The organism is Salicibibacter halophilus (assembly GCF_006740705.1).
Classification (GTDB): Bacteria; Bacillota; Bacilli; order Bacillales; family Marinococcaceae; genus Salicibibacter; species Salicibibacter halophilus.
In genome coordinates, this window is the sequence record NZ_CP035485.1 from 901321 (window position 1) to 915467 (window position 14147).

The 14147-nt window shown below is 46.1% G+C and carries 9 protein-coding genes and 2 pseudogenes; 3 read left to right on the top strand and 8 right to left on the bottom strand.

All coding sequences use genetic code 11. The annotated features are described in order from the left end of the window. Positions 1-12: 12 nt before the first annotated feature. A pseudogene (gene tnpC, locus EPH95_RS04380) lies at positions 13-1595 on the top strand (IS66 family transposase). A 52-nt stretch (positions 1596-1647) separates the two neighbouring features. Here tnpC and EPH95_RS04385 read toward each other — a convergent pair. After that, positions 1648-2397: pseudogene (locus EPH95_RS04385) on the bottom strand (IS1380 family transposase); the annotation flags it as partial. Between the two features lie 137 nt (positions 2398-2534). Beyond that, entirely contained in the window at positions 2535-3197 is a 663-nt protein-coding gene (locus EPH95_RS04390) for a phosphotransferase family protein (protein WP_160141612.1), read from the bottom strand. Positions 3198-3423: 226 nt separating this feature from the next. On the opposite strand from EPH95_RS04390, the gene EPH95_RS04395 reads away from it, so the two are divergent. Then, complete coding sequence (locus EPH95_RS04395; RefSeq protein ID WP_142087680.1) at positions 3424-4734, top strand: IS1380 family transposase; 1311 nt, start codon at positions 3424-3426, stop codon at positions 4732-4734. 397 nt (positions 4735-5131) lie between these two features. Here the strand turns inward: EPH95_RS04395 and EPH95_RS04400 are convergent, their stop codons facing one another. Continuing rightward, a complete protein-coding gene (locus tag EPH95_RS04400; protein WP_142087681.1) occupies positions 5132-6175 on the bottom strand; it encodes a phosphotriesterase family protein in 1044 nt (347 codons plus the stop codon). A gap of 251 nt (positions 6176-6426) precedes the next feature. Between EPH95_RS04400 and EPH95_RS04405 the strand changes: the two genes are divergently transcribed. Further along, entirely contained in the window at positions 6427-7896 is a 1470-nt protein-coding gene (locus tag EPH95_RS04405) for a transposase (RefSeq protein WP_142087683.1), read from the top strand. A gap of 133 nt (positions 7897-8029) precedes the next feature. On the opposite strand, the gene EPH95_RS04410 is transcribed toward EPH95_RS04405, so the two are convergent. The 5 genes from EPH95_RS04410 to EPH95_RS04430 all read right to left on the bottom strand — a co-directional run bounded on the left by EPH95_RS04410 (position 8030) and on the right by EPH95_RS04430 (position 14142). Next, complete coding sequence (locus EPH95_RS04410; RefSeq protein ID WP_142087684.1) at positions 8030-9661, bottom strand: class I adenylate-forming enzyme family protein; 1632 nt, start codon at positions 9659-9661, stop codon at positions 8030-8032. Between the two features lie 494 nt (positions 9662-10155). Then, positions 10156-11148 (bottom strand): NADPH:quinone oxidoreductase family protein, encoded by a 993-nt coding sequence (locus EPH95_RS04415; protein WP_142087686.1) that lies wholly within the window; start codon positions 11146-11148, stop codon positions 10156-10158. Between the two features lie 225 nt (positions 11149-11373). Then, complete coding sequence (locus tag EPH95_RS04420) at positions 11374-12129, bottom strand: SDR family NAD(P)-dependent oxidoreductase (RefSeq protein WP_142087687.1); 756 nt, start codon at positions 12127-12129, stop codon at positions 11374-11376. Between the two features lie 13 nt (positions 12130-12142). Next, a complete protein-coding gene (locus EPH95_RS04425; RefSeq protein WP_142087689.1) occupies positions 12143-12922 on the bottom strand; it encodes an SDR family oxidoreductase in 780 nt (259 codons plus the stop codon). A gap of 14 nt (positions 12923-12936) precedes the next feature. Next, a complete protein-coding gene (locus EPH95_RS04430) occupies positions 12937-14142 on the bottom strand; it encodes an acyl-CoA dehydrogenase family protein (RefSeq protein ID WP_142091478.1) in 1206 nt (401 codons plus the stop codon). Positions 14143-14147 lie beyond the last annotated feature (5 nt).

The following is a 14147-nucleotide window of genomic DNA, read 5'->3' on the forward strand; positions in this document are numbered from 1 at the left end:
TTCCGTATACTTATGGTATGGCACATACAGCGCAATCATCAAACCCATCAATTGCATATTATCGAGCGCAAAATGAAAAGCTTGAGCTGGAAAAAGAGGCGTTGGAGGCTAAAGTCCAATGGTACGAAGAACAATTTCGCCTAAGCCAACAACGCAGATTCGGATCTTCCAGTGAGAAGACCGATGAAGACCAGCTCTCTCTTTTCAATGAGGTCGAAGGTACATCCACCCCGACGGTTGAAGAATCAACGGTCGAAACGGTTACATATAAACGCAAGAAACAGCGTGGCCAACGCGAACAAAAGCTCGAAAACCTGCCGACGGAAACGATGGACTATCATTTATCCGATGAGGAGCAGGTCTGTTCGTGTTGTGGCGGAGCCCTACACGATATGAGTACGGACGTGCGAAAAGAATTAAAGGTCATTCCAGCGCAAGTGAAAGTCGTGGAGCACGTCCGCCATGTCTATGGCTGCCGCCATTGTGAACGCCATGACATCGAAACGCCTATCGTGACAGCGAAGATGCCGGAACCGGCATTTCCGGGAAGCTTAGCCTCTCCATCCGCCGTGGCTCATGCCATGACCCAGAAATATGTGGAAGGCATGCCCTTGTATCGGCAAGAGAAACACCTGGAACGTTTCGGTGTATCTATCCCCCGCCAGACTCTGGCCAATTGGATGATGTCCGGTGCCAACACGTGGCTCGAGCTGATTTACAACGAAATGCATGCCCAACTATTAGAGCTGGATGCCTTACACGCGGATGAGACAACCTTACAAGTGTTATCCGAACCGGAACGATCGGCAACATCGAAGTCCTATATGTGGCTGTTTCGCTCCGGACAAGCCGATGTGCCCATGGTGCTGTACGATTATCAGCAGACCCGGGCGAATAAGCATCCCCGCCGATTCCTGGATGGCTTTCAGGGCTACCTGCATGTCGATGGTTACGCAGGATACAATGGCCTTCCCCATGTCCGTTTGGTCGGCTGTTGGGCGCATGCGCGTCGTAAATTCACGGAAGCGCTGCAGGCATTGCCTGAATCCGCAGCCACGACGTCTGTGAAAGCGAAAGAAGGTTTGGCCTTCTGCAATCAGCTTTTTGACATTGAACGCCATTTAAAGGACGCAAGTCCACAAGAACGCTATGAAAAGCGTTTGGAACGCAGCCAGCCCGTACTGGAGGCTTTTTTGGCATGGCTTCAAGAACAAACGCCACATGTATTACCAAAAAGTGCGCTTGGCAAGGCGATTAAATATTGTCGTAACCAATGGGAGCGTTTAGAGGCATTTTTAGAGGATGGCCGATTGGAGATCGATAACAATCGAGCCGAACGATCCATCAAGCCGTTTGTGATGGGGAGGAAAAATTGGCTGTTTAGCAACACCGCAAAGGGAGCAAAATCCAGTGCGATGATCTATAGTATTGTGGAGACAGCCAAGGAAAACGGATTGAATCCATTCCACTACCTTAGCTATTTGTTTGAGGAACTTCCCAATATGGATACAACAGATCAAGCGCAATTGGCTCAACTTCTGCCATGGTCCAAAACACTCCCGCAAGAATGTTTCGTCCCTAATCAATCTAAATAAAGCATACATGACATCCCCGCCTGTTATTAGGTGGGGATTATTTGACGCTTACTTTCAAACGAATCACGTAATAGACGGATTCGTCTTCACATAACTTGTACAGCTCTGGAACCGCAAAGCCACTGTCCCCACGCAGAAATGGGATCGTTTCCGGAAACATTTCATTGTAATGGGTGATCAGGGGCTTTACAAAATCCACAACCCCATTAGATGTATAGACGTTGCCTGGTCGGAGTTGAGCCTTCATAAAATCACCGGTGATCCCATCGAAAGCAACGAGAGGATGATAGCCGACGGTGCCATAATGCGCATTGTAATCGGTTGATTCTTGTTCACCGTATGTATTGGCATGCGTGGAGTCCAAATCAAAGATAAGGCTCTTTGAGCCTCTCACTTGATGGACTTTGTCTAAAAGCGCTTGATTGGCTTGATTTAATTGATCAATAGATTCGGTGTCAAACCGGGCAAAGAATCGGGATAAACTGGGCTGAGAAGCTAACGCATCCGTTCCAACGATTTGCCTAAACACGGGATCATCCGTTAATTGATCCGCCGCATCATCTTCATCATAGCCGGCAATTATCTGATAAAGCTTTTGGCGAAGCAGTTGCTCATTCGAATGAAGGTGGTACAGTCTCTCGTCTTTCAGATGCAGGTTTTTATCCAGCGTATGGAAAAACCCAAGTTTTTCATCGAACTCTCGAAATAAGATCTCACCTGTATCAGAGGAAAGATCACCACCGTCATTCGACATCTTCACTTTGCGATTGAAATCCAGGGTTATTTGCGGTAAAGTAGCCATTAGAAGAATCCTTTCTGTGGTTATTTTGGTCTAATTTAACACTAACAGAAACGGATTCTTTTTTCATTTATTTGATGAATACTTAATTCAGGTTATTGCCTTGATAGCCAAGGGTTTCGTAAGTCACTTTGGAATTTCTATGAATAGTTCAGGATATTGTTTAATTTAAAATCATTATGAACAATGGATATTTCATTATTTTTAGGTATATTATTGATTAGCCACTTCTCTATATCACCTGAAAAATTGATATCATTCGTTTTTGATTCTTTCAGTCGTTTTATCCAGCCATGAACTTGTCTATTTAAATACCCTTCCGGTTTTCCTAAATAATTTAGACCTGCTTGGTTTACATCAATTTTTTGTAGATCTACAAGCGCTCTTATGACCGCTTCTGATATCTGTTTGCCTGTTTTTTCGTTTTGCTCATATGCCTGTGGCAGCTCATCGTCTATCACGACACCAGTTCGTTTTTCCATAATATAAAAATGTTTATCCATGATCTTTGAATCTTCACAGTACATATAAGGTTTTGGTGCGAGAGGAAAGACAGGGTGTACTTTTTCCAATACCTTAAACTCTCGTTCCATATCATGGGCTTTAGGAGGCGTGTAGCCAAATGGAGGTCTCCGTAAAACAGCCTCCCAGTCACCTATCTTAATCATATAAGTTAAATTTGAATAGCCTTCCGTAAACTTCTTAACTTCCATTCTTTCATCCGGCAATGCTTCTATATTATTATGTATATAATTTTCTATCTCTTTCCAATTAATGCTTTTTTCTGCTTTTTCTATTGGCACAATTGCTCCCTCCCATTTCATTTATTTTTGGTGAAGACAGGAGCTCGTTTTTCTAAAAAATGCATTTACACCCCTGATTTATTCACAGAAATTCGCAAATGAATCCTGAATCCCCTAATAATAGGGCATACAGCTGAATTGAATATTCATCCCATAAATGAAAAAAAGAATCCGTTTCTGTTAGAGTTAAATTATACCCAAAATAACCACAGAAAGGATTCTTCTAATGGCTACATTACCGCAAATAACCATGGATTTCAATCGCAAAGTGAAGTTGTCGAATGACGGTGGTGATCTTTCCTCTGATACAGGTGAGATCTTATTTCGGGAGTTCGATGAAAAACTTGGGTTTTTCCATACGCTGGATAAAAACCTGCATCTGAAAGACGAGAGACTGTACCACCTTCATTCGAATGAGCAATTGCTTCGCCAAAAGCTTTATCAGATAATTGCCGGCTATGATGAAGATGATGCGGCGGATCAATTAACGGATGATCCCGTGTTTAGGCAAATCATTGGAACGGATGCGTTAGCTTCTCAACCCAGTTTATCCAGATTCTTTGCCCGGTTTGACACCGAATCTATTGATCAATTAAATCAAGCCAATCAAGCGCTTTTAGACAAAGTCCATCAAGTGAGAGGCTCAAAGAGCCTTATCTTTGATTTGGACTCCACGCATGCCAATACATACGGTGAACAAGAATCAACCGATTACAATGCGCATTATGGCACCGTCGGCTATCATCCTCTCGTTGCTTTCGATGGGATCACCGGTGATTTTATGAAGGCTCAACTACGCCCGGGCAACGTCTATACGTCCAACGGGGTTGTGGATTTTGTGAAGCCCCTGATCAAGCATTACAACGAAACATTTCCGGAGACGATCCCATTTCTGCGCGGGGACAGTGGCTTTGCGGTTCCGGAGCTGTATGAGCTATGTGAAGAGGAATCCGTCTATTACGTGATTCGCTTGAAATCCAATGCCAACCTGCAACGACTAGCCGATGAGCTCCATCCGGCAACACCGGACGTTACACAAACCGAATGCTATTATGAGGAAACCGAATACCAAGCCAAATCATGGGCCAAGCCCCGAAAAGTCATCATTCAATCCATTCGTCCGGCCGGCGAATTGTTTTTCACGCATGCATTCTTTGTGACAAGCCTGTTCGATGCCTTCTCTCCCAAAGAGATCGTCCGTTCTTACCAAAAACGTGGAACGATGGAGAATTATATCAAGGAAGCCAAAAATGGTTTTGACTTGGATCGAATGAGCAGCCATTCGTTTCAGGCCAACGAAGCAAGGATGATGTTTAGCTTGTTCGCGTACAATTTAACCAACTGGCTACGTACCCTTTGTTTTCCGGAGGAACAAAAGCGCATGCAAATCCAAACTATACGATCAAAGGTCATTAAAGTGGCAAGCAAGTTAGTAAAATCAGGGCGCTCGTTTTATTTCAAATTGGCTTCAAGCTTTGTTTATGAGACGTTTTTTTGGAAAGTGCTCCGACGCATTCAAGCCCTTAAACTGGAATGAAGCACAGTTATCGATAAAGCCCCATTTTTTAAAAGCCCCAGCGAGACCAAGGGAGACGTATGTCCAAAAAAGGCCTTTTTCAGCGTTTGCCTGTTATGTTTCGTTCCAACTTTAATCAGCTTAGCTTACTTTAGTGAACATAACCGAAAAATCGTTAGTTTTGATGCTCATTCACGCTATAACTTGGAAGTATGAATAATTCAGGACACCTTCTTTGGTGTCATACGTAAACTCATTTGCATAAAGGTTCTTAAAGCTTGATTGTCAAGTTTTAGTCCGTCGGCACCTTTTTCAATCGTTTTTTTAGCAAATTTCATGTTGATAACTCAAGGAAAAACTGTAAAAAAGGGCACGAAATGTGCCCACACTGTCAATCGTCTCCGTGATATTCTCTTCTCTACTTTACCTCATCACCAACTGTCGCCGCATCTCTATTCCCTTTTAAATTTCTTACAGCCTCCCTGCCACCAAAAATACGATTGGGATTTTTGACAAGAATTGTGTTGATCTGTTCCTCAGTGACACTGCCTTCTTTTAGAGCTGGAATTATATTTTGAAATATATGCCCAGGATGCCAATTCTCAGTCAGCTTTTTTAGTTCATCTGGCCAGGCTGGCGGCTTTCCTAGCCAAAAATTCACCTTATCATGGGACATCATTAATTGATCAGTATAACCGGAACCGATCAGGCCAAGGAGTGTACCGACCCTTTCATTGTCCATTGGCGCTCCAACAAATCCTTGTATGCCAAATCGGTCAAACCCTACAAAAACACCATTTTCTAATGTACGAAGATGATAATTGATGTCGGTATTTCCATCCATATGACCGATTAAAATACGTTTCGGATCCGCTCCTTCTGATACCAACAATTCTGCTTGTTCAGGACCCATAGTACCTTCTTGAGTATGGGTTATGATTGAAATCCCTGTTTCTTTTTGAACTTTTGCAGCAACTTTGAAAAATACTTCTTCATAGTCTGTTATCGCGTCTTTACCAGAACCAAGCTTTATGACTCCCGGCTTAATACCTGTTTTACCAATTCCCTCAGTGATTTCACCCATAAACAGCTCATATATCTCGTCTTCAGCTGTACCAAGGGCTTGCTTGAACTTAAAATATGCTGGCGCACCTTCGCCTTCATAATAATAGCCAGTGGAACAAATGATGTTTAATCCAGTTCTTTCAGCAATTTCTTTTAGTAGTTCAGGATCTCTCCCCGTATCATTCGGTGTTGCATCAACAACAGTTTTCACGCCATGTGCCTGAACAATTTCAGCGAATTCCATAGCGGCTCTTAAAATCTCTTCTCTATTATTTGGATAATATAACGAATTTCCGTAAAATCCAGGATAGCCGAAAAAGAAATGCTCATGCATTAATGTCTTACCCAACTCGTCTGCTAACACTGGACCCAATACTGTATTTACTTTTTGACTCATAAATTTCTCCTCCTTAATTTTTACATAGCCTCTCGGCATTCGCCGAGGCTGATGCGACAAGGGATCTCTTGACGCATGCTTTTCGTTATCCTCCTACCACCGGTAGGAGTTTTTGTTTTCCTTAGTTCGTATGAACCGCAAAAATTATTTCTGTAATTAGGTCAAAAAGTACTTGACTTTTTAAAATCATCCTCATAATCGCCGGTGAAGGGAACATTTTTTCCCTTTCTACGATTTTGGGGGTTTTTTGTTTGAAACCAACGGTTCGCTCGCATGACACGTACCAGAATTTTGTCCTGCAACAACTTCAGGAACATTACGGACGATCCATCATCCACCTGAATCAGGATTGGCCACTCATCCTCAAATGTTGGCAGGCCGACCTTTCCGGCATTACCGCTCAGCTGCAGGATCAGTACTCGGATCAAGGGCCGGAAGCCCGTGACCCGGCTTCCATGTTGCGTTCCTATCTTGTCTTCTTGTTCACGAATCCCGGTATCGGGATCACCGCATGGATCGACGAAATGAAACGCACGCCCATTTATGCCATCCTCAGCGGTTTTTCTCCTGATGATCTCCCCGGGGTCGGCACATTCTATGATTTTATCGAACAACGGATCTGGCCCGAGGTGGACAAAAACATGAAGCCCAAGAAGCAAAAACCGAAAAAGAAAGGCAATAAGGGTACGAATGGCCAGAAACCAAAGCCCAAGCCAGGCACCGTCGAGCGCCTCGTACAATGGCTGGAACGCCATATGGACATCTTTAAACCATTGCCCGGGGACCCTCTCTTTCAGTTTTTTGAGCAGAATATCTTAAGCGTTTCTGCGGACTTAGGCTTGATCGGAGATCCGAACGCGCTTAGTGTCGCCGGGGACGGCACCCCTGTGGTCACGCAAGCCTATCGGCGAAGCAAGCCGACCTGTGATTGTCGGGCGAACGGGATTTATGGATGCAGCCATCATCGCATCTATTCCCAGCCCGATTGCAACTCCGGGTGGGACAGCTCCCGAGAGACGTATTTTAACGGTTATCATCTCTATATGTTCACGGCCGCGGACAGCCCGCACGATTTACCACTGTATCCGCGTCTGCAACCGGCTTCCCGGCACGATTCGGTCAGTTTGGTCGCGAGCGCGGTTGAATTCAACCAACGCTACACCCTGGGATCCGTGGATCGCATGCTTCTGGATGCTGCTCATGATGCCGGCGCCATTTATGAGCTCTTGGATAAGCAAGGCACCGAGCCTTTCATCGATTTGAACAAACGAAGCAAGACGAACATCGAAACGGGCAGCGATATTCAAATTTCTCCCGAGGGCATTCCCATCTGTCCAAACGGGAAGAAAATGAAATCGAATGGCTTTGACAAATCCCAGAACCGCCGGAAGTGGCGATGCACGCGATCCTGCGGGTGCTCGGACGCGACATATGGTCGAACCTACCATACGAAATCAAGCGACAACCTGCGTTTGTTTCCAAAAACGCCACGCGATTCTCAAGCGTGGAAAGACATCTATAAACGTCGAACTTCAAGCGAACGGACAAACAAGCGTGAGAAGAAAGATTATCAGTTGGAAGCCGGTCGACATCGATCAACGATGATGTGGACCATGCGCATTTATGGCATTATGATCTGCCAACACATAGACGCCTGGTATGAGAGCCAAAAAGACGATTGGAACAAGCTTAAAACGACCATCTGCCCTGCCGCTGCTTAAGTTTTTCAAAAAACGACATCCAAAATTCTGCACGTATGCCCTTTTTGAAAATGGTTTTCATTTCCATGCCTTTTAGGGCTTTTTCGGGACTATTGACCCCTTGTTCGTTTGACCGAACCACCTCCACCGCCTTCTAATTCCGAGAGGCTATTTTACTTGTTTCAGGCATATAGCGGAGTTCCGTTTTAATTACTTTACCGTTTGGGTTTTTTGGTAATATATCCATGAACTCGACATATTCAGGGACCTTAAACTTGGCAAGTCTATCTTTCACCCATTTCTTAACCTCATTTTCTGTAAGATTTTCACTTTTATGAGGTACAATACAGGCTTTTACAACTTCTCCGTATTTATCATTAGGCACACCTACAATTGCTGCTTCCAATATTTTTTGATTTGAATACAATACATCTTCAACTTCAACGGAAAAAATTTTTTCTCCACCTCGATTTACCACATCCTTAATTCGATCCATTATGGTCACAAAACCATCCTTGTCTATTACTGCCAAATCTCCAGTCGAGAACCACCCATCGGATATTGCTTTATTTGTAGCTTCTTGATTATTCCAATATTTTTGAATAACCATTGGTCCTTTAAACAATAACTCTCCAACTACCCCTGGCGCTAGGTCTTGTCGTGTTTCCGGATTAACTACGCGAGCATCATTTACAGGCGTTGGAACTCCAACGGAGCTTACATGGTTCATTTGATGTTCGTTAGGCATAATAGTTGCCGGAGAAGTGGTCTCAGTGAGTCCGTACGTATTGTGTAATTCTATATTTGGAACCCAGTTTTTTAAACCTTTTAAGGTTTCACTTGGCATAGGCGCACCACCAAAACCAGCGACTCTAATTTGTGACACATCATACTTTTTCAGCTCCGGATGTTGTAATGTCATAACATATACCGTAGGGGATGCTATAACATGCGTGATTCTTTCATCTTGTAAAATTTCCAGAAATCGTTTAGGTTCAAAAAACGGCATTAATACTACTTTCCCGCCTAATTGTATAAGCGTCATTACTTGAGCAGCTAATCCAGTGATATGAAATGCGGGAACAGCAACAACAGTAGAGTCATCAGAAGAGAGATTATAACAATATGTGTAATTTAATGTGGTATGAAGCATGTTGAAATGTGTAATTAATGCTCCTTTAGGTGTTCCTGTTGTCCCTGAGGTATACATAATAAAAGCTTCATCATTTTCATAAACTTGCGCAGTAACTTCATCTTTAACGTGTTGATTAACAAGACGCGAAAAAGGAATAGTTCCATCCGGCGGTCTATGTTCTGTAATAAAAATCGTTTCAACCGGTAGTTGTTCAATAGTCGTTTCAATGTTTAACCACCATTCTTGATTGGCAATCACTACTTTTGCACCGGAATTAGTTAACATGAACTTTAACTCAGTAGATTTTAGCTTTGTATTAAGGGGAACCGCTATTGCCCCAATTTGTAAGGCTGCATATACCCCCACTACAAATGGAACGCCATTCGTCAGCAGAAATGCCACCCGGTCTCCTTTTCCAACACCGTATTGGTTTTTCAATTGATAAGCCGCACGGTTCACTTGTTCTTGTAGCTGCTTATATGTTACTCGTTCATCTTCATGGACTAAAGCTGTTTTATTTGGAAAACGATTCGCACTATTTCTTAGTGTTTCATTTATGTTTTGAGGTCTTTCTTTATACGTTTTCATTCTAATACCATTTTTGGTCTCTTCTTGAATGAGTGAACCAATATCCTCCCAAAAAACTGACAACTTTTTACCTCCTCTCAAAATTTACGAACATAAAAAATTTATCTATTTTCTTCTAACTTCCTTCTTTTTGGGCTATATATTTTTAAATATTCTTTGTTCTATCGTAATATGGTGTTTAAGATTCGTACAAGATTTTCAGGTAGCTCTCCATAAAACTTAACGTTCAAGATTATTATGGAACTAAGTTCTTTTAACACTGAACAGAATCTTCTATTATTTCTTGATTGAAAGGTCGATATATTTGACATTTTTATCAACTAAACAATCTACCCTATTTAGTTATCTGTCAATTCTATTTATACATACTTTATCAAATAATATTTTAAATTGCAAGTATTTTTATAATATTTGAATTTTCTGTTTTATGTATTAATTGCGTTTAGACCCGAAACCTGACATGCGCAATAGCTTATGTTTTTAACGCACGAAGACTAATTAGCGTAAGGTGCCGAAAAACATTAAAATAGCGAGCAGCCATCGCTGCTCGCATCCTTTTACGCTTCTCCCCCAACATCCACAACAACCTTCCCATACGTCTTCCGATCACCCAATAGATCTAACGCATGCGGCACTTCTTCAAACGGGAACTCGTCATAGATCAACGGTTTAATCTCACCCGCTTCGTACATGTCGCATAGGGTGTGGTGCATGCGTATCATTTCGTCTTCGTAGAGCTTCGCGAAGTAGCCCCAATGGACGCCGACGATCGAGTAGTTTTTTACCAACGCGTGGTTGGTGGGGGCTTCCGGGATTCGTCCACCGGCGAAGCCTACAACCAAGATGCGGCCGGCGAAGTTGATGCATTTGCGGGAGCGATCGAATGTGTCGCTGCCGACAGGGTCGAAGATGATATCGGCGCCGCGGCCGTCAGTTTCTTTTTTTACAGTATCTACGAAATCTTCCGCTTTGTAGTCGATGGCGACGTCTGCGCCTAGATCTTTACATACTTGCACTTTTTCGGGGCCACCTGCTGTGGCGATTACGCGAGCACCGACCGCTTTTCCGAGTTGAATCGCGGCGGAGCCGACACCACCGGAGCCGGCATGGACGAGCAGGACGTCGCCCGTTTTAATGTTTGCGCGGTCGTGCAGGGCGTAGCAGGCGGTTTGATAGGTGATGTACATCGCGGCTGCTTCCTGAAAAGACATCGATTCGGGCACACGGAAAACGGATGCTTCCGGGACGGAGACCCATTCCGCGAAACCGCCGTTGGGGAGCGCTGGTCTGGCCAATACTTTTTGCCCGACTTGGAAATCACTTCCGGAGTCGGCCGCTTCTACCGTGCCCGCGATTTCCGCACCGGGTGTAAAGGGGAGCGGGGGTTTTTCCTGGTACTTCCCTTGACACAATAGAATATCGAAAAAATTTAAAGCTGCTGTCTGCGTTTTAATGAGCACTTGTCCTTCTTCCCGCTCAGGTTTTTCCAGCTCTTCCAAAGCCAGTGCCTGCGCCGGATCCGCGAGTTCTTTCACTTGCCATGCACGCATGATGTTCACTCCTTCTATGAAAACATTTTCTCAAAAAATTTCGGCTTTCCTGAACTTATACCGAAACCTACAAGTGTGTTAGGGCGTCATGAAGCGCTTTTGGTGACCTAATTCGTGAATCGCTTCAACGTTAGGGCATCATAGACCCCGTTTGGCGACCTAACCTGGACTCCACTTCCGCGTTAGGTTACCATGATCACATTTTTCTGCCTCTAAGCACTTCCCTTACCGTTTAAACGCTGCCGCGCCGTCGTCCACGTGGTACACGTGGGCATTCAGGAACGAGGCGTCGTCGCTGGCTAAAAAGGAGACCAGTTTCGCGACTTCTTCCGGCTTGCCGGCTTTGCGGCGCATTTGTGCTTTTTCAATAATCGCCCATACGTCTGGGTCGCTTTTCCAGTCTTCCACGATGCCGGTTTCAATGAGACCAGGTGCAATGCCCGTTACGCGGATGTTATATTTTGCCAAATCCAATGCCGCCGCTTTCGTCATGGAAACAACTGCGCCCTTGCTGGCGTGGTATGGGAAACGTTTCCGGTCGGCTATGCCCGCGTAGATGGAGGCGGTGTTGATGATGACGCCGCCGCTGTCTTCCATGGCGTGCGCCGCCGCTTTGATGCCGTAAAAAACACCATTTTGGTTCACGTTCACGACGCGTTGGTATTCCTCGATCGGCATGTCCATGACGTTATGCGGCGGGTTTCCGGTGCCGGCGTTGTTATGCATGATGTCCAGTTTTCCGAAGTGCGCCACGGCCTGCTGCACCAGGTGCTCCACGCTCTCATACGAAGCCACGTCCACCTTGGCAAACCGCGCCTCGCCGCCTGTTTTTTCAATCTCCGCGACCGTTTCCTCGCCGGCCGAAGCGTTGATATCAGCAACGACCACCTGAGCGCCTTCGCGGGCAAAATCAATCGCCGTCGCGCGCCCGATGCCGGAGCCGGCACCTGTGACGATCGCTGTTTTTCCTTCTAATCTCATTTCACATGCCTCCTTATCCGGACGTCACACCGCCGTCGAGGACGATCGTTTGGCCGGTCATAAATGCTGCCGCCGGTGATGCCATATATACGATCGTTCCGCGCATATCATCGGCTTCCCCGAGCCGCTGCAACGGGACGTTTGCGATCATTTGATCCTTGATCGGCTCGATGACGTCTTGGCTCATTTTCGTCGGAATGAAGCCGGGAGCGATGGCGTTGACGGTGATGCCGTGGCGCGCCCAGTTGATGGCCAAATCTTTCGTGAAGGTGAGCACGCCGCCTTTGCTGGAGTTATAGCCGATTGCTTGCATCACTTCCGGGTTGGAGCCTTTCAAGCCCGCGACGGAGGCGATGTTGATGATGCGTCCTTTCGTGTTCGTTTCAATCATTTTTCTTCCGACGGCCTGAGACATGATAAACGTCCCAACGAGGTTGACATTGACGACTTTTTTAAATTTATCCACCGGCATGTCCTCAGGGTTGTCCCCACCCCATGACGTACCGCTGTTATTCACCAAAATATCAATGCGGCCGAAGTGCTCCATCGTCGCGTCCACGACTTCTTGCACTTCATCTTCATCGGTGACGTCACAGCGAAACGCGATGGCGTTGCCGCCGTTCTCGTTGATGCGATCTCTTACATCTATGCATGCTTCTTTTTTTCGCGAACAGAGGACGACGTTCGCGCCCGCGTCGGTGAGCGCTTCCGCCATCCATTCGCCTAGGCCCCGGCCACCGCCGGTGATGATCGCGGTTTGGCCGCTTAAGTTAAATAAATCCATCGTTGTCATTAAAAAACCTCCCGTTATCGATATTTTTTCAGTTCCAATCGCCCGACCGAGCGGCGGTGCACTTCGTCAGGACCATCCGCGAGACGGAGCGTGCGCGCTTTCGCCCAGCTTTGCGCGAGAGGAAAGTCGTCACTCACACCGGCCCCGCCATGCGCTTGAATGGCGCGATCGATGACGCGCAGCGCCATGTTCGGCGCGACGACCTTGATCATGGCGATTTCCGTGCGCCCTTCTTTATTTCCGACTGTATCCATCATATAAGCGGCTTTCATCGTCAACAGACGCGCCTGTTCAATCTCGATGCGCGAATCGGCGATCCATTCCTGGATCACGCCCTGCTCCGAGAGTTGTTTGCCGAAGGTGGAGCGGTCTTGCACGCGCTCACACATTGCCTCGAGCGACTTTTCCGCCAAGCCGATGAGACGCATGCAGTGATGAATCCGTCCCGGTCCGAGGCGCCCTTGAGCGATCGCGAACCCTTTGCCTTCGTCCCAAAGGATGTTCGAAGCGGGGACACGCACGTTGTCGAACTCCACTTCCCCGTGTCCTTCGGGCGCATCGTCATAGCCGAAGACGGGCAAGTGGCGATGGACGGTGACGCCGGGTGTGTCTCTCGGCACTAATATCATCGACTGTTGTGTATATTTCGGGCCGTCCGGGTCCGATTTGCCCATCACAATCATGATTTCACAGCGCGGATCCATGATGCCCGATGTCCACCATTTGCGGCCGTTAATGATGTAGGCATCGCCGTCTTTTTTGATGTGCGTTTCGATGTTTGTCGCGTCTGACGAAGCGATGTTCGGCTCGGTCATGGCGAACGCGGAGCGGATCTTGCCATCCAGCAGCGGTTCCAACCACTGTTTCTTTTGCTCCTCCGACGCATAGCGGACGAGCGTTTCCATGTTCCCGGTGTCGGGCGCCGAGCAATTGAAGACTTCCGGCGCGATCGACGATCGTCCCATAATCTCGCATAACGGCGCGTATTCCACGTTCGTGAGCCCCGCGCCAAGCTCGCTTTCCGGCAAGAATAGATTCCATAGTCCCGCGTCCTTCGCTTGTTGCTTCATCTCTTCCATAATTGGCGGTGATTGCCAACGCGTGGACTGTTCGTTGAGTTGTTCCTCATACACTTTTTCATTCGGGTCAATCACTTCTTCCATAAACCGCCACACACGTTCTTCTAAATCTTTCACTTTATCCGTTTTGCCGAAATCCATGTGTT

What these genes read in the sequence shown, in the direction of transcription:
- EPH95_RS04420 (WP_142087687.1), bottom strand. Translation starts at nt 12,129, where the DNA reads ATGAGATTAGAAGGAAAAACAGCGATCGTCACAGGTGCCGGCTCCGGC.
- EPH95_RS04415 (WP_142087686.1), bottom strand. Translation starts at nt 11,148, where the DNA reads ATGCGTGCATGGCAAGTGAAAGAACTCGCGGATCCGGCGCAGGCACTG.
- EPH95_RS04425 (WP_142087689.1), bottom strand. Translation starts at nt 12,922, where the DNA reads ATGACAACGATGGATTTATTTAACTTAAGCGGCCAAACCGCGATCATC.
- EPH95_RS04400 (WP_142087681.1), bottom strand. Translation starts at nt 6,175, where the DNA reads ATGAGTCAAAAAGTAAATACAGTATTGGGTCCAGTGTTAGCAGACGAG.
- EPH95_RS04395 (WP_142087680.1), top strand. Translation starts at nt 3,424, where the DNA reads ATGGCTACATTACCGCAAATAACCATGGATTTCAATCGCAAAGTGAAG.
- EPH95_RS04430 (WP_142091478.1), bottom strand. Translation starts at nt 14,142, where the DNA reads ATGGATTTCGGCAAAACGGATAAAGTGAAAGATTTAGAAGAACGTGTG.